We start from the raw sequence: 18,583 nt of genomic DNA, 5'->3' as shown, positions 1-18,583 counted from the left end.
GCGGTCCAAGTATGACCTGAAATACTACGTGTCGATGGGCAAGGAACTGCGCGACGCCGGATCGCACATCCTCGGGCTGAAAGACATGGCCGGGCTGATGAAACCTGCCGCCGCCGGGCCGCTGATCAAGGCGCTCAAGGAAGAGGTGGGCTTGCCCGTCCATTTCCACACCCACGACACGTCCGGCGCGGGCATCGCCACGATCATGGCGGCTGCGGCGGCTGGCGTCGATGCGGTTGATGCGGCGATGGACGCGCTGTCGGGCAACACCTCGCAGCCCACGCTGGGTTCGGTGGTCGAGGCGCTGCGCCACACCGAGCGCGAGACGACGCTGGACATCTCGGCGATCCGCGAGATCAGCAACTACTGGGAAGCGGTGCGCGGGCAATACGCGGCGTTCGAGAGCGGCCAGCAGGCCCCCGCCTCCGAGGTCTACCTGCACGAGATGCCCGGCGGGCAGTTCACCAACCTCAAGGCGCAGGCGCGCAGCCTCGGGCTTGAAGAACGCTGGCACGAGGTGGCGCAGACCTATGCCGACGTGAACCAGATGTTCGGCGATATCGTCAAGGTCACGCCGTCCTCCAAGGTGGTGGGCGACATGGCGCTGATGATGGTGTCGCAGGGCCTGACCCGCACGGACGTGGAGGACCCCGAGACCGAAGTGTCCTTCCCCGACTCGGTGGTGGACATGATGCGCGGCAATCTCGGGCAGCCTCCGGGCGGGTGGCCCTCGGCGATCCAGAAGAAGATCCTCAAGGGCGAAAAAGCCTTTACCGACCGCCCCGGCAAACACGCCGCCCCGGTGGATATCGAGGAGACCCGCACCAAGGTCATCAAGGAGCTTGAGGGCAAGGCGATCGACGACGAGGATCTCGCCGGATATCTCATGTATCCCAAGGTCTTCCTGGATTACATGGGCCGCCACCGCACCTATGGCCCGGTGCGGGTGCTGCCGACGCACACGTTCTTCTACGGCATGGAACAGGGCGACCAGATCAGCGCCGAGATCGACCCCGGCAAGACGCTCGAAATTCGCCTGATCGCGCTCGGCGACACGCAGGACGATGGCGAGGTGCGGGTGTTCTTCGAGCTGAACGGCCAGCCGCGCACGATCCGCGTGCCCGACCGCAAGGCCAAGGCCACCACGGCGGCGCGGCCCAAGGCGGAAGTCGCCAACCCCAACCACATCGGCGCGCCGATGCCGGGGGTCGTGGCCTCGGTCGTGGTCAAGGTGGGCCAGAAGATCAAGGAGGGCGACCTGCTGCTGACCATCGAGGCGATGAAGATGGAAACCGGCCTGCACGCCGAGCGCGACGCGGTGGTGAAGGCCGTACACGTGCAGGCGGCATCGCAGATCGACGCGAAGGATTTGTTGATCGAGTTGGAGTGATTGGCGAATGGTGGGCGATCAACCCACCATTCGCTCTATTCTCCAGCGATGAAGTCGGCGTACTTCAGGCCGCGGGCCTCCCCGCAATGGACTGCGCGACATTGCGAATGGATTGTCCGGTCAGCCCGAGCTCTCCGGACTTCAAATACGTCCATTCCACCTCGGTGTAGCCTTGCGGCCCCATGTCGAACTGGTACCGGCCCGGACTCTTGCGTACGACCGGACGCCCGTTGTCCGACTGTATGCGCGACAGGTACGTCCATTCGACCTCGGTGTATCCGTTAGCCGTGGGGTCCGATTTGTGTCGGGCACCGGCATCGTAGCGACCGCGTCCGACCCTTTCGTAGACGCGGCGGAACTCTTCGACAGACACCGACGAGGATGACCCTGACGCACTATTCTGGCGAAAGGAATCGACAAGCAGGCAACCTCCGGGGCTTGGTAATTGTCCTTTTTGCAGTGCGCCCGCAACCTGTTGCGCAACCGTCCAGGCGCATCCTTCCTCGACTTTCCAAGAGGTCAGGAAGCTTTTGAGACCCGTCATCAAATTCATACTGATTTTTCCTTAACTGAATACGCGACTGTTAAATTCGTTCAAAATAGTAAAGCGCAATGAAGATGCTTTGCAAACTCTCCACAAACGTCTTTCGAGCATAGCGTTCTCCGGGCCACGCGCAATAAAACCGTCTTGCCAGGCAAAGTCTCTCGGACAGCGTTCATGTGGTCGCGGAATCATGCGCCGCGCCGACCATCCCTGACAGGCCGGCCTGGTGTGACGATCCCCTCGCTAGCCCCCAAATTTTCCTCTTGCACCCTGCCCCGACACACACTAAATCCGCCCGTACCAGATTGGCAGCGCGGGCGTAGCTCAGGGGTAGAGCATAACCTTGCCAAGGTTAGGGTCGGGCGTTCGAATCGCCTCGCCCGCTCCAATCCGGTACGACGATGGCAGCGCGGGCGTAGCTCAGGGGTAGAGCATAACCTTGCCAAGGTTAGGGTCGGGCGTTCGAATCGCCTCGCCCGCTCCATCGTCCTTCTTCCTTCATTGTGGTGCATCTCCCCCCTTTTCGGGGCGCGCGGTGCTGCCTATAAGGCCGCAACCCAGCCCAAGGAGAGGCGATATGCGCAGCGCCACGATCACCCGCACCACAGCCGAGACAAAGATCACCGTAAAGGTCGATCTGGACGGCACCGGGAGTTATGACAACCAGACCGGGGTCGGGTTCTTCGACCACATGCTCGACCAGCTGGCGCGGCATTCCCTGATCGACATGACGGTGCGTTGCGAGGGTGATCTGCATATCGACGATCACCATACGGTCGAGGATGTGGGCATCGCGCTGGGTCAGGCGTTGACGCAGGCCATGGGCGACAAGCGCGGGATCGTGCGCTATGGCGCGTGCCTCCTGCCGATGGACGACGCGCTGGTGCGCGCGGCGCTGGACCTGTCGGCGCGGCCGTTCCTCGTGTGGAACGTGGCCATGCCGACTGCCAAGGTGGGCACATTCGACACTGAACTGGTGCGCGAGTTCTTCCAGGCGTTCAGCACCCATGGCGGCATCACGCTGCATGTCGACCTGTTGCACGGAGTGAACAGCCACCACATCGCCGAAGCCGCGTTCAAGGCGGTGGCCCGCAGCTTGCGCGATGCGCTCGAGGTCGATCCCCGAAAGGGCGATGCGATCCCCTCCACCAAGGGGGCGCTGTAACCCGTGCTGACGGCGATCATCGATTACGAGAGCGGCAACCTCCACTCTGCCGAGAAGGCGTTTCAGCGTATGGCTCTGGAGGTCGGCGCGGGATCGGTCGTGGTCACGGCGGACCCCGAGGTGATCGCGGGCGCCGACCGGATCGTGCTGCCCGGCGACGGCGCCTTCCCGGCCTGTGCTGCGGCCCTGCGCGCGTCCGGCGCGTTCGCGGCGATGGTCGAAGCGGTCGAGGTCAAGGCGCGGCCGTTCCTTGGCATCTGCGTCGGCATGCAGCTCATGGCGCGTCAGGGGCTGGAATACGAACCCACCGATGGTCTGGGCTGGATCGACGGCGTGGTCGAACGGATCACCCCCTCGGGCGCGGGCATGAAGGTGCCGCATATGGGCTGGAACGATCTGGTGATCGACGCCCGCCACCCGGTGCTGGCCGGGGTCGAGACCGGCGAACACGCCTATTTCGTGCATTCCTACCAGATGCGGGTCGATACCCCCGACCAGCGCATGGCCCATGTGGACTATGGTGGCGATGTCACGGCGATCGTGGCGCGCGACAACAGGGTCGGCTTTCAGTTCCACCCCGAGAAAAGCGCGGCTGCCGGTCTGCGGATGATCGCCAACTTCCTGCGTTGGGCGCCCTGACCTGACAAAAGCGCAGGAACCGGATCGCCCCCGAACCGGCTCAGGCGCAAACTGATGTCCTGACACAAGGGACATCCCCATGACCGAAACCATCGTTGCCCTGCTGATCTTCCTCTTCCCGCTGGCCTACAGCCCCGGCCCCGGCAACATGCTCTTCGCCGCCAATGGCGCAGTTTTCGGGTTCCGGGCCACCCTTCCCGCCAGCGCCGGCTATCACCTCGCCACATGGATCGTGACACTGGGCCTTGGCCTTGGCCTCATGGGTTTGCTCGAGGGCTGGCCGATGCTCTTTCCCGCCCTCAAGGCAGGGGGTGCGGTCTATGTGCTGTGGCTCGCGGTCAAGCTCTGGCGCGCCGGATCGACCAAGACCCCGCAAGAGGCGCGCCCCGCGTCGTTTGTCGACGGCGTGATGCTGCTGCTTCTGAATCCCAAGGCCTATGTCATCATCGCACTGATGTTCTCGCAATTCCTGTCGCCGGCAGAGCCCCATGTTCTTGCAGCCGTGCTGCTGATCACCACGGTGTTCACGCTGAACAACCTGCTGGCCTTTTCGACATGGACGTTGATCGGCGACCGGCTTGCCCGCGCGTTCCGCGACGACCGAAGCGCTGTCAGGCTGAACCGTGGGTTTGCGGCGGTGCTGGCCGGGGTGGCGGTCTGGATGCTGCTGGCCTGAACCTGTGCAGGGCCCAGGCGCCGCCGGCATTCGCCACCCCAAGCTTCTTCGGTTTCCAAGTATCCTGGGGGGTCTGGGGGGCAAAGCCCCCCAGCCTGTCGCGGCGGCAGAGCCGCCGCGAAACCCCGATCACTTCACCCGCGTCCAGGTCTGGCCGCGACAGATGCCAAACACGCAGCCTTCCACCTTCAACTGGTCGCCGGTCAGCGTCATCTTCGAATTGTATGTCTTGTCGCGGTCCGGTGCCCAGATCTTGCCGCCCTTGTAGGCCCCATTGCCGGCCGGTTTCATCCCCCAGATCATCTGGCGGCCGATATTGGGCGACGCGATCTTGGCACCGCTGGCATCATAGCCCTGCCCCAGCACACCGCAGATCTCGGCGCCGCAGGGGCTGATGGTCACAAGACCAAACGATCCGTCATCGCCGGGCTGGGTTTTCCACGTGCCTTCCACCGGATCGGCAAAGGCGGCGGTGGCGGCGAGCATGAGGCCCGCCGCGAGTGTCATCAGTTTCATTCCTGTCTCCTCCCTCAGAATGGTGTCGAAACACTGACGCACGGATCCGAGCCCGATCAAGATTGACGCGAGGTCGCGTTGCATGTGCCGTTCCGTCATGTCAAAGCGCGGGCGACATCTGACCGGAGACCGCGCCATGATCCTCTACCCCGCCATCGACCTCAAGGACGGACAGGCCGTGCGCCTCTTGCGCGGCGACATGGAAAAATCCACCGTCTTCAACGACGACCCCGCCGCCCAGGCGATGGAATTCGTCGCGGCGGGCTGCGAGTGGCTGCATCTGGTGGACCTGAACGGAGCCTTCGCCGGAGAGCCGGTGAACGCGGCGGCGGTTGAGTCGATCCTCGCGCGCTGCAAGGTGCCGGCGCAGCTGGGCGGCGGCATCCGTGACATGGCGACGATCGAGCGCTGGCTCGACAAGGGCTTGCAGCGGGTGATCCTCGGCACCGTGGCGGTCGAGAACCCCGATCTGGTGCGCGACGCGGCACGCGCGTTTCCCGGCCATGTCGCCGTCGGCATCGACGCCCGCAATGGCCGCGTGGCGACCAAGGGCTGGGCCGAGGAGACCGACGTGATGGTGACGGATCTGGCAAAATCCTTCGAGGACGCAGGTGTGGCCGCGATCATCTATACCGACATCAACCGCGACGGCGCGATGCAGGGCCCGAACGTGGAGGCAACCGCCGATCTGGCGCGCTCCGTGTCGATCCCGGTGATCGCCTCGGGCGGGGTGTCGTCGCTCGACGACCTGATCGCGCTGCGCGATTGCGGAGCCAATCTGAACGGCGCGATTTCAGGCCGCGCACTCTATGACGGGGCGCTGGACCTGAAAGACGCGCTCGCGGCGCTGCGCGGCTAGTTTGCCGCCATATCGGTGAACCGGGCCAGCGCGCCGGTCATGGTCTTCAGGTACTCGGCATCCTCGGACACGCCGCCCAGCTTGCCCAGCATCGCCGCCGGGTCTTCGTATACGATCCTGGTGCCGCCCATCGCGTCTTCGTAGACCAGCACCTTGAGCGGCAGGTAAAGCCCCGCGGCCGGATCGTCCTGGATCGCGGGCGTGCCGACCTGCGGATTGCCGAAGATCAGCACCTGCGACGCGCCGATATCCTCGCCGATCGACTGCGCCCCTGCCCCGTGATCGACACGGGCAAAGACGGTGATTCCCGCGCCCTCCATCGCCGCAACCATGGCATCCACGGCCTCGGTCACACCCAATGTGCTGTCCTTTGTGGTCAGGCCGTTGTCCCCGGCCAGAGCGGTGGTTGCGGCAAGCGCGAAACACGCGCCAAGTAAACTGTGTTTCATCACGGCCTCCTGAACCTTGTCCTTCGCAGCATCGTTCAAGAAGGGTTCACGTAACAGCCACGATGCCGTGAGGGGCCACGCCTCAGATCGAGCCCGCCTCGACCATGTAATTGTTGGCGGTGCACATGGCGGCGTCGTCCGAGGCCAGGAACAGCACCATGCGGGCCACGTAGACCGGGTCGATCAGGTCGGGCAGGCACTGGTTCTGCCGATGCGCCTCGAGCGCGACCGGCGTCGCCCAGAACTCTTTCTGCCGCGCGGTCATGATCCAGCCGGGCACCACCGTGTTGACCCGGATGCGGTGTTCGCCCAGATCGCGCGCCATCGTCCGCGTCAGGCCATGCACCGCCGCCTTGGCGGTGACATAGGCCGGCATGTTGCCGACGGCTTCCCACCAGCTGTTCGATCCCATGTTGACGATCGCCCCGCCGCCTGCGCCGATCATGTCGGGGGCCACGGCCTGGATGGCAAAGAACATGTGCCGCAGGTTGGTCGCCTGCCGCTCGTCCCAGTAGTCCGGCGTGACCTCGCGCCAGTCGTGGCGGTCGTCGCGGGCGGCATTGTTCACCAGCACCTGCGCCGGGCCAAGCTGCGCCTTCAGCCGCCCGAACGCCTCTTGCAGCGCCGGAATGTCGCGCAGATCGGCCTGTTCCCAGGCAACGGTGCCCTCGGTCCTCTCCACCAGAGCCTGCGCGGCGTCGGCGTCCAGATCGACGAAGCCGACCTTTGCCCCCTGCGCCGCGAAGGCCCGCACGATCTCGGCCCCGATGCCCGACGCTCCCCCGGTCAGAAACACGGTCTTGTCGGACAGGCTGGGGTAGCGGGCGAATGACTCTGACATGGGGAACCTCCTCTTTCCTTAGGTCGACAGGCATAATGCGTCACGCACAGGCTTCACAAGCGGCGATCTTCGGGGTACGCGACACCTCATGTTGAAAATCCGCATCATTCCCTGTCTCGACGTCGCCGATGGCCGCGTGGTCAAGGGTGTCAATTTCGTCGACCTGCGCGACGCCGGGGACCCTGTGGATGCCGCTCGCGCCTATGACGCCGCGGGGGCGGACGAGATCTGCTTCCTCGACATCCACGCGACGCATGAAAACCGCGGCACCATGTTCGACGTGGTGACGCGCACCGCGGAACAATGCTTCATCCCGCTCACCGTCGGAGGCGGCGTGCGCAGCGTGGCCGATGTGCGCGCGCTCTTGCTGGCCGGGGCCGACAAGGTGTCGTTCAACTCCGCCGCCGTCGCCAACCCGGACGTGGTGGCCGAAGCCGCCGACCAGTTCGGCAGCCAGTGCATCGTGGTGGCCATCGACGCCAAGACGGTGGAACCGGGCCGCTGGGAGATTTTCACCCACGGGGGCCGCAAACCCACCGGCATCGACGCAGTCGCATTTGCACGAACAATGGCCGCAAAGGGCGCCGGAGAAATCCTGCTCACCTCGATGGACCGCGACGGCACAAGGGCGGGATTCAACCTGCCGCTGACCCGCGCGATAACGGACGCGGTGGACATACCGGTGATCGCATCGGGCGGCGTCGGCACGCTGGATCACTTGGTCGAAGGTGTAACCGAAGGCGGGGCCAGCGCAGTCCTGGCCGCGTCGATCTTCCATTTCGGCGAATACACGATCGGCGAGGCCAAGGCCCACATGGCCGCCGCCCACATCCCGGTGAGGCTGGCATGACCCTGGACGAGCTTGAACAGATTGTCGCCACCCGCGCCAATGCCGGCGCCCAGGAAAGCTGGACCGCCAAGCTGCTGGCCAAGGGCCCCGAGAAATGCGCCGAGAAATTCGGCGAAGAAGCCATCGAGGCGGTGATCGAAGCGGTCAAGGGCGACCGGGATCGCCTGACAAGCGAAGCCGCGGACGTCCTCTTTCATCTTCTGGTGATGCTGAAATCGCGCGACGTGGCCCTGGCCGATGTGATGACGGAACTGGACCGCCGCCAGGGGCGCTCGGGATTGCAGGAAAAAGCCTCCCGCGCCTGATCTTCTCCGGTTCAAAAATATCCCGGGGTCCGGGGCAGCGCCCCGGCGTTTCCGTCAACGGAAACGTCACGATGCGTCAACGCATCGTGCGCCCGGCCTCACAGCTTGGACGAGATGATGCCGGTGTTGAACCCACCCATGCGCAGCTCCCCGAAAAGCCGCTGGTATTCGATCTTGGGGCAGCGGTTCATCACCACGTCCACGCCGCGCGCTTCGGCCTTTGCCGCCGCCTCGGCATGTTCCACACCGATCTGCATCCAGACCGTCTGCAAGTCCGGGAACCGCTCCAGCGCCTCGTCCACGATCGGCGGCACAGCTTCAGAACGGCGGAAGATGTCCACCATGTCCACGCCGCCCTCGATCTCGGAAAGCGACGCCTTCACCTCGGCCCCGAACAACCGCTGGCCTGCGTGACCCGGATTGACCGGGATCACCGTGAACCCCTTGAGCGACAGGTAGCGCGCCACGTAATAGGACGGGCGCACCGGGTTCATCGACACGCCGACAACTGCCACGGTCTTGGTGCGTTTGAGGATCGTGCGCAGGAGGTCATCTAATTGGGTCATGCGCCCTCTTTAGCCGGTCGCGCGGCAAAGAAAAAGCGCCCAAGGAGACCTTGGGCGCCAGTGTTGGAACGAGGGACAGTGAAGGTGCATCGGGTGTTCCATGCCCGTGACCTGACAGATAGGTAGGCATGATTTCGTCGATTTAAAGGGAGATTGCCGGCGCGCCGATCACGGGTTCGTCAGATGTCAACCGGAAACCGGCTCCGATATTGCCTGCGGTTGCGTCACCGACACGGTCTCGTGCACACGCTCCGACGGATCGCGGCCCACCGCGCGCGGCCGGCGGTGGAGAAAAAGCTTGCCCCAGCCGCGCCAGTTGCCCGATGAGGGCGCCTGGGCGTCCAGCTGAAAACGCGTGCGCCACCCCTCGGGCAACGGCAGGCCCGCCGATTCGGCCCGGTCCAGCATCCAGACCAGCGGGATATTGGCCAGCGGGCGCGCCGCCTCGTGGCCGCGCAACTGGCCGCCGATATCGCCATGCACGCCCTTGAACCAGACCTGTTCCACATGGCCCTGCCATCCCGGCGGGCAGGACCAGAGCACCGGCTCGTAGGCCATGCGGCGCTCGTGATAGGCCAGCGCGTGAAACCCGTGCCGGATCGACGCGCCCAGCTCGTGGCTGTGAAAGGCGTGCTTGTCATTGGTATAGCGCCACAGGATCGGCAGCCGCATGCCCAGCGCCTTGACCGTGTCCCAGACCCCGACAACCGCGATCGTGGTGCTGTCGTGACAGTAAAGCCGGGCAAAGCTGCGCGCGCCGTCGCTCGAAGCGCCGTAGCGGTACAGGCGGTAGGCCTGACGGATGTTGCGTTCGGTCGCATGTTCGGCGCGCACCAGGCCGATGCGGTCGATACAGCCGGCCAGGGACCGGACGGCGAAGGCCCCGCGCGAATAGCCGAACAGGAAGATCCGGTCGCCGGGCAGATAGCGCGAGGCCAGGAACCCGTAGGCGCGGCAGATCTGGCGGTTTATGCCGCGCCCGACCGCGATGTCGGACGCGCTGCGCCAGTCGGACCATTGCAGGCCGGATTCGTAATAGACCGACAGGTCTCCGCCGACCTCTTGCAGCAACCGGTAGAGGCGGCCCGCATTGGTCTCGCAGCCCGGCTCGAGCGACGACAGCGTCCCGTCGAGGATGATCACGTGGTCCCTGGTGCCCCGCCGAACGGTGACCGGCGTCTGGTCCGCAGAAACCCCTCTGCGGAACCAGCCGAGAACGGTATCACTCAGCCGCGAGACGCGCATCCTGCAACATGCCCCAGACCCGTTGCGGTGTGAACGGCATGTCCGCCTGCCGCACGCCGCGCGACCACATCGCGTCCTGCACGGCGTTGGAAACCGCGGCAAGCGCCCCAACGGTGCCAGCCTCGCCGCAGCCTTTCATGCCCATCGGGTTGGTCTTGGACGGGGTGGCTTCCGTGGTGAATCCGATCATCGGGATATCATCGGCGCGCGGCATCGCGTAGTCCATGAACGTTGCCGTGAGCAGCTGCCCGTCTTCGTCATAGACCACCCGTTCGGTGAGCGCCTGTCCCAGGCCCTGCGCCACGCCGCCATGCACCTGTCCTTCGGCCAGCATCGGGTTGATGAGGTTGCCGAAGTCGTCGACCACCGTGTAGCGGTCGACGGTGACATGACCGGTGTCCGGGTCGATCTCGACCTCGGCCACATGCGCGCCATTGGGGAAGCTGCGCCCATCCAGCGTGGCCGTTGCGTCAAAGGCCAGCAGGTCCTGGCGCCCCGCCTCGCGCGCCATCTGCGCCACTTCAAGCATCGTCGGCGTGACATTCGACGTGCCGACGCGGAACTGTTCGTCGTCAAAGCTGATCTCGGCCTCGTCCACGCCCTGCGCGTCGGCCAGAAACGCGGTGAAGGCGGTGATGATCTTGTCCACTGCCGCCAGGGTCGCGGTGTTCTGCACCGTGACCGACCGCGACCCGCCGGTGCCGCCGCCGCGCGCGATCAGGTCGCTGTCGCCTTGCACGAGGCGGATCTTATGAGCCGGGATGCCGGTCTGGTCCGACAGGAACTGCGTGAACACGGTCTCGTGCCCCTGCCCGTTGGATTGCGTCCCGACATAGATCGACGCCCCGCCATCCTCGTCGAACGTGACCTTCACATCCTCGGCCGGCGCGCCAAGGATGCTTTCGATGTAATAGCACAGCCCCATCCCGCGAAGCTTGCCCTGCGCTTCGGAGGCGCTCCGGCGGGCATCGAACCCGGCGCGGTCGGCAAAGGTTTCGGCGCGGGTCAGCACGCGGTCGAAATCGCCCACGTCATAGGTCTCCCCGGTTGTCGTGGTGTAGGGAAACTGCTGCGGCTTGATGAAGTTGATGCGGCGCAGCTCCCACGGATCGACACCCAGCTCGCGCGCGGCGCGGTCCATGACGCGCTCGAGCAGGTAGATCGCCTCGGGTCGCCCGGCGCCGCGATAGGCATCGACCGGCGTGGTGTTGGTGTAGACCCCTTCGACCTGCAACCACGAGGTCTGCACGTCATAGACCCCCATCAGCACCTTGGCGAAAAGGTTGGTCTGGATCGCCTGGGCGAAGTGGGAATTGTAAGCCCCCATATTGGCGACCGTGCGCACCCGGTAGGCGGTGATGCGGTTGTCCGCGTCAAAGGCCAGCTCCGCCGTGTGGCGCAGGTCGCGGCCCGCATTGTCGGACAGCATCGCCTCGGTGCGTTCGGACATCCAGCGCACCGGCTTGCCCAGCAGCTTGCAGGCGATCGCGGTCAGGAAGTTTTCCGGATGCGGCATGCCCTTCATGCCGAACCCACCGCCGGTGTCGGGGTTGGTGACGCGGATATCATCCTCGGCCATGCCCAGAATGCGCGCCAGCTGTCTCTTGTGCTCCCAGACGCCCTGCGCGTTGATGGCGACATGCAGGCGGTTGCCCTCGATCTCGGCATAACAGCCGCGCGGCTCCATCGAATTGACGATGACCCGGTTGTCCTCGACATCGAGGCTGACGGTGCGGTGGGCCGTCTCGAACGCCTGATCGGTCGCGGCTTCCTCTCCCATGCCCCAGTCGAAGGCGCGGTTTTCCGGGGCTTGCGGGTGCAGCGCCTCGCCACCGGCGGCAAGTCCCAGATGCACCGGCTTGTCGGTGTAGTCGAAGGCGATCAGTTCCGCCGCGTCGCGGGCCGCCTCAAGACTGTCGGCCACGATGAACGCGACCGCCTCGCCGACATGGCGCACGGTGTCCTTGGCAAGGACCGGTCGGAACGGCGACGCGCCGTCAGAGCCGTCCCGGTTCGGCACCGTGGTGCTCCACAGGCCTTCGGTGAGTCCCGCCTCTTGCAGATCGGCGGCGGTCAGGACCAGGTGCACCCCCGCAGCCGTGCGCGCCTCGGACACGTCGAGCGTGTCGATATCGGCATGCGCGACGGAGGACCGGAACACGTAACCCCGCAACGCGTCTTTCGGCGCGATGTCATCGACATAGCGCCCGGTACCGTTCAGGAACCGAATGTCCTCGACCCGTTTTACAGGCTGTGACTTGCCGAATTTTTCCATGTCGCCCTCGCGCTTTGTGCCCCGTCATAATGCGCGGGACACTAGCCTGCGAGGCGGTGCTGTCCAGCCTCTTTGCGCCACTCCGACAGATCGACCGTCTTTCGGGTGCCGTATCCGTTGAACCCGGTGACAAGCGCGAGGCTGTAGGCCCCGGCCCCGGTGAGCAGCAGATGGTCTTCCTCGGCGGTGTCGGCGGGCAGGTCCCAGGCTCCCGGGACACGGTCGAGGCTGTCGCAGGTGGGGCCGAAGATCGTGAAGGGCGTCGCGCGCCCGGCCCGTTCGCGGCCCGCCCTGTCGAGAACCGTCACCTGCCCCGGCACCGGCATGTCCCGCCATTCACCCAGCGCGCCGTACAGCCCGTCATTGAGGTAAAGCGCGTCACCGCTGCGCGCCTTGATGCGCAGCAGCAACCACAGCGCGTCGGCCACCATGGCCCGCCCCGGTTCGCACCAGAGCCGTGGCGCATCCTGCGGGAAATGCCGGGCCGTGGCGGTCTCGATGGTGGCGAAGATCGTTCGGAGTGTCTCGGGCGCGCTGTCGCAGACCGACGGGAACCCGCCGCCCACATTGAGGCTTGCCAGCTGCACGCCGGCCCGTTCCGCAAGCTCTGCGCAGGCGGCGATGTAATCGGCCCAGCAGGACGCGTCGGTGCATTGCGTGCCCGGATGAAAGGTCAGCGACGGTGTCAGGCCTCGCGCCGCGACCTCTTTCAGAAGGGCGACGGCGGCGTCTGGGGAGGCGCCGAACTTCGACCCGAAATCATACGCCCCGCCACGCCGTTTCAGCGACAGGCGCACCGCGATCTCGGCGCCCGGCGGCAGATCTCCCAGCTTGTCGAGTTCCGAGGCCCGGTCCACCGACCAGGACGCGATCCCGAATGTCCTGGCCTCGGCGATCTCGGAGCGGGACCGGATCGGGTTGTGATAGTGCAGCCGCGCCTCGGGACAGGCCTGCCGGGCGGCGTGCATCTCGGCGACCGAGGCAACGTCGAAACTGGTGATGCCCGTCTCCACCAGCCCGTTGAGGATCTCGGCGGCCGGATTGGCCTTGACCGCGTAGCTGACCGCGCCGGGAAAACCCCGCAGGAAGGTCTGCGCCCGGCGTCGAAGCGCATCGGGACGAAACAGCGCGAGCGGCGCGTCCGGAGCCTCCTGTCCGATCAGATCGGTCACGCGGGCCCGATCGAACCGCGCATGTTTGATGTCTTGTGCACCTGCAACCATTTTTGCCCCTTGGTCTTGTCTGCTCAGAGTCTTGTCTGCCTGACGAAAATCCTGCAGCCCCGGCCTGTCGGATTCTATCGGCAGTTCTTGCAAATCTGACTCGTTTGCGGTCAGATCGACGACATGACCTTACAGATCGACGAAACCGACGCAGAGCTGATTGCCCTTCTCAAGCGCGACGCACGTGCGCCGGTGGCGGAACTGGCCCGCCAGCTTGGGCTGGCGCGCACCACGGTGCAGACGCGGATCGACCGGCTGCTGGAACGGGGGGTGATCGCCGGATTCACGCTGCGCACGGGCGACGGCATCGCCGCGCCGATCCGGGCCACCGTGCTGGTGTCGATCGCGCCGCGCACCGGACCGGGAGTTCTGTCGCGTCTGCGGGCGTTGCCCAATGTCGAGGCGGTGATGACGGTCTCGGGCCGGGCCGACCTGGTGGTCGAGATCAGCGCGCGGACGACGCAGGACCTCGATGCGGCACTGGATGACATCGCCGAGGCGAAGGGGGTGCAAAGCTCGGAAAGCTTCATCCACCTGTCGACCAAGATCGACCGGCGCGGATAGGCGGACGCGGCGTCGACGCCGCGTTTACGCAGCCCTGCGGCTGCGTCGCGCCTAGTCTTCCTCGGCGGTGCTGTATCTCTGGATCAGACCGGCCTGGGCAATGAAGAAGACGAAAGTCGCCCCTGTCAGGACGAAGGTTTCGAAATACACCCAGATTTCCGTGCTTTGCGTGCGCCACACGATCTCGTTCGAGGCCGCCAGCAGGAAGAAAAGCGCGGTCATGCGCCGGGTCAGGATCATCCAGCCCTCCTGCTCCATCGGGAGCAGTTCGCCCATCACAACGCGCAGGTAGCTTTGACCGCGCAACAACCCGATGGCGAGGATCCCGCCCAGAAGAAGGTAGACCATGGTGGGTTTCATCTTGATGAAGCGGTCATCGTTGAGCCAGACGGTCAACCCGCCGAACACCACCACCAGAACCGCCGTCACGATCTGCATCCGGCTGATATGTCCGGTCAGCCACCAGAGCGCGCCCATCGACGCGAGGATGACCGGGATGAACAGCGCCGTGACGACGACGAAGCCGTCATACTCGGTGCCCGAGATCGGGAAGACCTCGTCCTTGAGCCAGAGATAGGCCACGAAGAACCCGATCACCGGACCCAGTTCCAGTGCCGATTTCGCCCATTGCGGGATATGACGTTGTGCCAAGGCTCAGCCTCCGATTTCCACGATGACAGCCCCTAGCGCAATCAGGGCCATCAAGGCAATCCTGCGGGGACCTACGGTTTCCTTCAGGAACACCCAGCCGATGATCGCGGCGAACACGGTCGAGGTCTCGCGCAGCACCGCCGCCTCTCCGACCTGGTCCAGACGTGTGGCCAACATTATGGAGCCGAAACTGAAAAAGGCCACCACTCCGCCGATCACACCTCTGACAGCGAGCGGACCCAGGTCCGGCCTGTAGGTCATGCTGCGATAGCGCAGCACCGCGATGATCGGCATCGCGACGCTGTCGATCATGAAGAACCACGCCAGAAAGGTGAACGGGTCCGCCGTGGCGCGGATGCCGAAGGCGTCATAGGTCGTGTAGAGCGCGACGAAAAGGCCCGTGGCCACCGCCAGCACCAGCGCGACCGGCAGCGTGTCGCGTTCGGCCTCAAGAAAGACCAGGTTGTAGACCGCAAGGCCGAAGATCCCCGCCAGCAGCACCCCGAGGCCGAACCACTGGGTCGCAGAGAAGGTCTCGCCGAACAGGATATACGCACCGATAACCGCGAAAAGCGGCCCGGTGCCGCGCACCACGGGATAAACCACGGTAAAGGCGCCCTTGGTATAGGCCTGCGCCTGCAAGAGCTTGTAACCCAGGTGGATGACGAACGCGCCGAAGAAGATCGGCCACATATGCGGCTCGGGCCAGGGCACGACAAGAAGCGCGAAGGGCGCGGCCATCAGCCCGTAGCTTGCGTCGATGGCGCCGCGCGACAGCCACGGATCGTGCCGCCCCTTCTGCAACGCGCCAAAGGCCGCGTGCAGCACCGCCGCCAGCAGCGCCAGCCACAGGGCAAGCTGTGCACCGGCCTCGGTGCCCTCGATCGAAACCAGCCAGGCGCTCATCTCCGGAACAAGGCCTCATCACGCATCGTTGACGCCTCGAGACACCAGAAGGGCGCGCCATGGACTTCCTGACGAACTACCTCGACACCACCTTTTCGGCGGTTCCCGCCTACGAGGCGTTCATCCGCATCCTCAGCGCGACCCTGCTGGGCGGGGTGATCGGGTTCGAACGGGAACGACAGGAAAAGCCGGCCGGGCTGCGCACCCATATCCTGGTGTCCGTCGCGGCCTGCCTCTTCGTCATCCTGGGTCAGGAACTGGCGGCGCTCGAATACGGCAACGGCGAAGACGTCAAGCGAGTCGATCCGCTGCGCATGATCGAAGCGGTCACCGCCGGCGTGGCCTTCCTGGCTGCGGGGCTGATCTTCACCGCAAACGGCAGGGTGCAGAACGTCACCACCGGAACGTCCCTGTGGCTGGCCGGGGCGGTCGGCCTGGGCTGCGGCGCGGGGCAGATGGCGCTCGCCGCGATGGCCACGGCGGTTGTCGTCTGCGTTCTGTGGATCCTGCGTCTGGTCGAAAAGTACATGGGCACGCACTAGGTGGGCAACCCTGTCAACGCGGCGGCGAATTCCTCGGGGTCGAAGGCCTGGAGATCGTCGATCTGTTCGCCCACGCCGATGGCATGGATGGGCAGCCCGAACTTGTCCGCCAGCGCCACCAGCACCCCGCCCTTGGCCGTGCCGTCCAGCTTGGTCATCACCAGCCCCGACACATCCGCAAGCTCCTGGAAGGTCTTGACCTGGCTGAGCGCGTTCTGACCGGTGGTGGCGTCAAGCACCAGCAGCGTGTTGTGCGGCGCGTTCGGGTCCTTCTTGCGGATCACCCGGACGATCTTGGCAAGCTCTTCCATCAGGTCGGCGCGGTTCTGCAACCGGCCCGCCGTGTCGATCATCAGCAAATCCGCCCCGTCCGCCTGCGCCTTGGTCATGGCATCGAAGGCAAGGCTGGCCGGATCGGACCCTTCGGGCGCGGTCAGCACCGGCACCCCGGCCCGGTCGCCCCAGACCTGAAGCTGTTCGACCGCAGCGGCGCGGAAGGTGTCCCCGGCGGCAATGACAACGCTCTTGCCCGCGGCGCGGAACTGGCTTGCCAGCTTGCCGATGGTCGTCGTCTTGCCCGACCCGTTGACGCCGACCACCAGCACCACCTGCGGCTTGGTGGGATACAGCGGCATCGGGCGCGCCACCGGCTCCATGATGCGGGCGATCTCTGCGGCCAGCAGTTCCTTGATCTCGCGCACGCTCAGTTTCCGACCATAACGGCCCTCGGCGATATTGGCGGTGACGCGCAAGGACGTGTCGACCCCCATATCCGCCTGGATCAGCAGTTCTTCAAGCTGTTCCAGCATCGCGTCGTCCAGCTCGCGCCGGATCTCGGTCGGCGCGGCGCTGCGGCCCAGAAGGCGGCCGAGGAGACCCGGTTTCGACGGTTCGGCGGGGGCGGTATCGGGCGCGCGGGCGACCTCGGCCAGACCAACGGATTTCAACGGGATCTCGGGGGGGGACGCGGGTGGAACCTCGGACGGCGGCGCAGGGCTGGGGTCGCTGGGCTGCGGCGCCTCGGAGGGCGGCTGCGGCGGGCTGACCGGCGACGGCCCGGGCGGCGAAATGTCCGGCCCCGGCTGCGGCGGCCTGTCCTGCCCCGGCAGATCGGGCTGCGGCACCTCCTGCGGGCGCTCCGGCTCGGGCAGATCGGGCTGCGGCACCTCGCGCGGGGCATCCGGATCAGGCAGATCGGGCTGAGGCAGGTCGGGCTCCGGCACCTCTTCGGGAGTGTCCGGCGCAGGCACGTCGGGCGGCGGCGTGACCGGTTCCGGCTCGGACGGCGGCGTGTCGGGGGGCGGTGTCGTTTCGGGCGTGGGTGTTTCCTCGCCACCCTCGGCGACAATGGCGTCCAGCCCCTCGTCCAGCTTGGACGAGGATTTGAAGAGCTTCGATTTCAGCTTGCCGAAAAAGGACATGGGGGGCCGTCCATCTGTGGGTCGTTCCCCCTCACCTAGTCATTTCCGCGACAAGATGGAAGGCTCAGACCTCGTCCGGGAAATGGATCATTGTCATGCGGATGGGGTTCGGTGCGGCCTGTCCCAGACCGCAGATCGACGCGTCGGCCATCGCCTGGCAGACCTCTTCGAGCAGCGGTCGGTTCCAGTGCTCGGCCTGCATCAGCTTGACCGCCTTTTCGCAGCCCACCCGGCACGGCGTGCACTGGCCGCAGGATTCGTCCTCGAAGAAGCGCAACATGTTGAGCGCGGCATCGCGGGCGCGGTCCTTGTCCGACAGCACCACCACGGCGGCCGAGCCGATGAAGGACCCGTGCGGCTGCAGCGTGTCGAAATCCAGCGGGATGTCATTCATCGACGCGGGCAGCAGCCCCGAGGACGGGCCGCCGGGCTGGTACGCCTTGAAGCCGTGCCCCTCGGCCATGCCGCCTGCGGCCTCGATGATGTCGGTGATCGTGCTGCCCGCGGGCAGCAGGTACACGCCCGGATTGGCGACACGCCCCGACACGGAATAGGACCGCAGCCCCTTGCGGCCGTTGCGTTCGGTGGTGTTCAAAACCTCCGGCCCCTCGCGGCAGATGCGGGTGATCCAGTGCAGGGTCTCGACATTGTGCACCAGCGTCGGCCGATCAAAGACACCCACCTGCGCCACGTAGGGCGGGCGGTGGCGCGGGATGCCGCGCTTGCCTTCGATGGACTCGATCATCGCGGATTCCTCGCCGCAGATATAGGCCCCCGCGCCCCGCCGCAGGTCGATATAGCCGGGTGCGACCATGCCCGCTGCCTCGAGCGCCGCAATCTCGCGGCGCAGGATGGCAAGCACGGCAGGGTATTCGTCGCGCATGTAGATGAAGCAGGTGTCGGCCTCGACCGCCCAGGCCGCGATCAGCATGCCTTCGAGGAAGAGATGCGGGATG

General features: G+C 65.7%; 21 protein-coding genes and 2 tRNA genes. 11 read left to right on the top strand and 12 right to left on the bottom strand.

The window, feature by feature from the left end; genetic code table 11:
- The coding region (locus tag LCF60_RS20390) for a biotin/lipoyl-containing protein (protein WP_292294381.1) at positions 1-1,390 on the top strand (1,390 nt) is incomplete at its 5' end.
- A 64-nt stretch (positions 1,391-1,454) separates the two neighbouring features.
- Here the strand turns inward: LCF60_RS20390 and LCF60_RS20385 are convergent.
- Positions 1,455-1,763, bottom strand: a complete 309-nt coding sequence (locus LCF60_RS20385; RefSeq protein ID WP_292294380.1) for a hypothetical protein — start codon at positions 1,761-1,763, stop codon at positions 1,455-1,457.
- Between the two features lie 484 nt (positions 1,764-2,247).
- Here LCF60_RS20385 and LCF60_RS20380 point away from each other — a divergent pair.
- The 5 genes from LCF60_RS20380 (at position 2,248) to LCF60_RS20360 (ending at position 4,414) form a co-directional block, all read left to right on the top strand.
- Positions 2,248-2,322, top strand: a tRNA-Gly gene (locus tag LCF60_RS20380).
- 21 nt (positions 2,323-2,343) lie between these two features.
- Positions 2,344-2,418: transfer RNA gene (locus LCF60_RS20375), tRNA-Gly, on the top strand.
- 93 nt (positions 2,419-2,511) lie between these two features.
- A complete protein-coding gene (gene hisB / locus LCF60_RS20370; protein ID WP_292294379.1) occupies positions 2,512-3,099 on the top strand; it encodes an imidazoleglycerol-phosphate dehydratase HisB in 588 nt (195 codons plus the stop codon).
- A 3-nt stretch (positions 3,100-3,102) separates the two neighbouring features.
- The gene (hisH, locus tag LCF60_RS20365) at positions 3,103-3,738 is read left to right on the top strand and encodes an imidazole glycerol phosphate synthase subunit HisH (protein WP_292294378.1); all 636 of its coding nucleotides are present in this window, start codon (positions 3,103-3,105) and stop codon (positions 3,736-3,738) included.
- A gap of 79 nt (positions 3,739-3,817) precedes the next feature.
- The gene (locus LCF60_RS20360) at positions 3,818-4,414 is read left to right on the top strand and encodes a LysE family translocator (RefSeq protein ID WP_292294377.1); all 597 of its coding nucleotides are present in this window, start codon (positions 3,818-3,820) and stop codon (positions 4,412-4,414) included.
- 129 nt (positions 4,415-4,543) lie between these two features.
- Here the strand turns inward: LCF60_RS20360 and LCF60_RS20355 are convergent, their stop codons facing one another.
- The gene (locus LCF60_RS20355) at positions 4,544-4,930 is read right to left on the bottom strand and encodes a DUF2147 domain-containing protein (protein ID WP_292294376.1); all 387 of its coding nucleotides are present in this window, start codon (positions 4,928-4,930) and stop codon (positions 4,544-4,546) included.
- Positions 4,931-5,066: 136 nt separating this feature from the next.
- On the opposite strand from LCF60_RS20355, the gene hisA reads away from it, so the two are divergent.
- Positions 5,067-5,789, top strand: coding sequence for a 1-(5-phosphoribosyl)-5-[(5-phosphoribosylamino)methylideneamino]imidazole-4-carboxamide isomerase (gene hisA / locus LCF60_RS20350; protein WP_292294375.1), 723 nt, complete (start codon positions 5,067-5,069; stop codon positions 5,787-5,789).
- Here the strand turns inward: hisA and LCF60_RS20345 are convergent.
- Positions 5,786-6,238 carry a DUF302 domain-containing protein gene (locus LCF60_RS20345; protein WP_292294374.1) on the bottom strand — a complete coding sequence of 151 codons (453 nt, stop codon included), beginning with the start codon at positions 6,236-6,238 and terminating at the stop codon, positions 5,786-5,788. The genes hisA and LCF60_RS20345 overlap by 4 nt on opposite strands.
- An 82-nt stretch (positions 6,239-6,320) precedes the next feature.
- Positions 6,321-7,079, bottom strand: a complete 759-nt coding sequence (locus LCF60_RS20340; protein ID WP_292294373.1) for an SDR family oxidoreductase — start codon at positions 7,077-7,079, stop codon at positions 6,321-6,323.
- Positions 7,080-7,167: 88 nt separating this feature from the next.
- Here LCF60_RS20340 and hisF point away from each other — a divergent pair, with 88 nt between their 5' ends.
- Positions 7,168-7,929 (top strand): imidazole glycerol phosphate synthase subunit HisF, encoded by a 762-nt coding sequence (gene hisF / locus LCF60_RS20335; protein WP_292294372.1) that lies wholly within the window; start codon positions 7,168-7,170, stop codon positions 7,927-7,929.
- Positions 7,926-8,234 carry a phosphoribosyl-ATP diphosphatase gene (locus LCF60_RS20330; protein ID WP_292294371.1) on the top strand — a complete coding sequence of 103 codons (309 nt, stop codon included), beginning with the start codon at positions 7,926-7,928 and terminating at the stop codon, positions 8,232-8,234. Before hisF ends, LCF60_RS20330 begins: the two co-directional genes overlap by 4 nt.
- Before the next feature lie 98 nt (positions 8,235-8,332).
- Here the strand turns inward: LCF60_RS20330 and LCF60_RS20325 are convergent, their stop codons facing one another.
- The 4 genes from LCF60_RS20325 to LCF60_RS20310 all read right to left on the bottom strand — a co-directional run bounded on the left by LCF60_RS20325 (position 8,333) and on the right by LCF60_RS20310 (position 13,543).
- Complete coding sequence (locus LCF60_RS20325) at positions 8,333-8,800, bottom strand: CoA-binding protein (RefSeq protein WP_292294370.1); 468 nt, start codon at positions 8,798-8,800, stop codon at positions 8,333-8,335.
- Positions 8,801-8,986: 186 nt separating this feature from the next.
- Entirely contained in the window at positions 8,987-10,045 is a 1,059-nt protein-coding gene (locus tag LCF60_RS20320; RefSeq protein ID WP_292294369.1) for a DUF2235 domain-containing protein, read from the bottom strand.
- Positions 10,023-12,320: a xanthine dehydrogenase family protein molybdopterin-binding subunit gene (locus tag LCF60_RS20315; RefSeq protein WP_292294368.1), complete on the bottom strand. Its 2,298-nt coding sequence runs from the start codon at positions 12,318-12,320 to the stop codon at positions 10,023-10,025. The genes LCF60_RS20320 and LCF60_RS20315 overlap by 23 nt, the downstream gene beginning before the upstream one ends.
- A 41-nt stretch (positions 12,321-12,361) precedes the next feature.
- Positions 12,362-13,543: a type III PLP-dependent enzyme gene (locus LCF60_RS20310; protein WP_292294367.1), complete on the bottom strand. Its 1,182-nt coding sequence runs from the start codon at positions 13,541-13,543 to the stop codon at positions 12,362-12,364.
- 123 nt (positions 13,544-13,666) lie between these two features.
- Between LCF60_RS20310 and LCF60_RS20305 the strand changes: the two genes are divergently transcribed.
- Complete coding sequence (locus tag LCF60_RS20305; RefSeq protein ID WP_292294366.1) at positions 13,667-14,107, top strand: Lrp/AsnC family transcriptional regulator; 441 nt, start codon at positions 13,667-13,669, stop codon at positions 14,105-14,107.
- 51 nt (positions 14,108-14,158) lie between these two features.
- Here LCF60_RS20305 and LCF60_RS20300 read toward each other — a convergent pair whose 3' ends face one another.
- Together LCF60_RS20300 and LCF60_RS20295 are read right to left on the bottom strand one after the other, a co-directional pair.
- A complete protein-coding gene (locus LCF60_RS20300; protein WP_292294365.1) occupies positions 14,159-14,758 on the bottom strand; it encodes an inner membrane-spanning protein YciB in 600 nt (199 codons plus the stop codon).
- Positions 14,759-14,761: 3 nt separating this feature from the next.
- Positions 14,762-15,664: an EamA family transporter gene (locus LCF60_RS20295; protein ID WP_292294364.1), complete on the bottom strand. Its 903-nt coding sequence runs from the start codon at positions 15,662-15,664 to the stop codon at positions 14,762-14,764.
- A gap of 59 nt (positions 15,665-15,723) precedes the next feature.
- Between LCF60_RS20295 and LCF60_RS20290 the strand changes: the two genes are divergently transcribed.
- Positions 15,724-16,206, top strand: a complete 483-nt coding sequence (locus LCF60_RS20290; protein WP_292294363.1) for an MgtC/SapB family protein — start codon at positions 15,724-15,726, stop codon at positions 16,204-16,206.
- Here LCF60_RS20290 and ftsY read toward each other — a convergent pair.
- Together ftsY and LCF60_RS20280 are read right to left on the bottom strand one after the other, a co-directional pair.
- Positions 16,203-17,627, bottom strand: coding sequence for a signal recognition particle-docking protein FtsY (ftsY, locus tag LCF60_RS20285; RefSeq protein ID WP_292294362.1), 1,425 nt, complete (start codon positions 17,625-17,627; stop codon positions 16,203-16,205). The genes LCF60_RS20290 and ftsY overlap by 4 nt on opposite strands.
- Positions 17,628-17,691: 64 nt before the next feature.
- The coding region (locus LCF60_RS20280) for an NADH-ubiquinone oxidoreductase-F iron-sulfur binding region domain-containing protein (protein ID WP_292294361.1) at positions 17,692-18,583 on the bottom strand (892 nt) is incomplete at its 5' end.

This window comes from Marivita sp., from assembly GCF_020055635.1.
In the GTDB taxonomy this organism is placed as follows: domain Bacteria; phylum Pseudomonadota; class Alphaproteobacteria; order Rhodobacterales; family Rhodobacteraceae; genus Marivita.
This window is presented reverse-complemented; position numbering and strand designations above follow the sequence as displayed.

Bases quoted from the DNA above. Each gene is read 5' to 3' on its own strand.
- LCF60_RS20305 (WP_292294366.1), top strand. From the start codon at position 13,667: ATGACCTTACAGATCGACGAAACCGACGCAGAGCTGATTGCCCTTCTC.
- ftsY (WP_292294362.1), bottom strand. From the start codon at position 17,627: ATGTCCTTTTTCGGCAAGCTGAAATCGAAGCTCTTCAAATCCTCGTCC.
- LCF60_RS20290 (WP_292294363.1), top strand. From the start codon at position 15,724: ATGGACTTCCTGACGAACTACCTCGACACCACCTTTTCGGCGGTTCCC.
- LCF60_RS20360 (WP_292294377.1), top strand. From the start codon at position 3,818: ATGACCGAAACCATCGTTGCCCTGCTGATCTTCCTCTTCCCGCTGGCC.
- LCF60_RS20295 (WP_292294364.1), bottom strand. From the start codon at position 15,664: ATGAGCGCCTGGCTGGTTTCGATCGAGGGCACCGAGGCCGGTGCACAG.
- LCF60_RS20345 (WP_292294374.1), bottom strand. From the start codon at position 6,238: ATGAAACACAGTTTACTTGGCGCGTGTTTCGCGCTTGCCGCAACCACC.
- LCF60_RS20320 (WP_292294369.1), bottom strand. From the start codon at position 10,045: ATGCGCGTCTCGCGGCTGAGTGATACCGTTCTCGGCTGGTTCCGCAGA.
- hisA (WP_292294375.1), top strand. From the start codon at position 5,067: ATGATCCTCTACCCCGCCATCGACCTCAAGGACGGACAGGCCGTGCGC.
- LCF60_RS20310 (WP_292294367.1), bottom strand. From the start codon at position 13,543: ATGGTTGCAGGTGCACAAGACATCAAACATGCGCGGTTCGATCGGGCC.
- hisF (WP_292294372.1), top strand. From the start codon at position 7,168: ATGTTGAAAATCCGCATCATTCCCTGTCTCGACGTCGCCGATGGCCGC.
- hisB (WP_292294379.1), top strand. From the start codon at position 2,512: ATGCGCAGCGCCACGATCACCCGCACCACAGCCGAGACAAAGATCACC.
- LCF60_RS20325 (WP_292294370.1), bottom strand. From the start codon at position 8,800: ATGACCCAATTAGATGACCTCCTGCGCACGATCCTCAAACGCACCAAG.
- LCF60_RS20340 (WP_292294373.1), bottom strand. From the start codon at position 7,079: ATGTCAGAGTCATTCGCCCGCTACCCCAGCCTGTCCGACAAGACCGTG.
- LCF60_RS20330 (WP_292294371.1), top strand. From the start codon at position 7,926: ATGACCCTGGACGAGCTTGAACAGATTGTCGCCACCCGCGCCAATGCC.
- LCF60_RS20315 (WP_292294368.1), bottom strand. From the start codon at position 12,320: ATGGAAAAATTCGGCAAGTCACAGCCTGTAAAACGGGTCGAGGACATT.
- LCF60_RS20355 (WP_292294376.1), bottom strand. From the start codon at position 4,930: ATGAAACTGATGACACTCGCGGCGGGCCTCATGCTCGCCGCCACCGCC.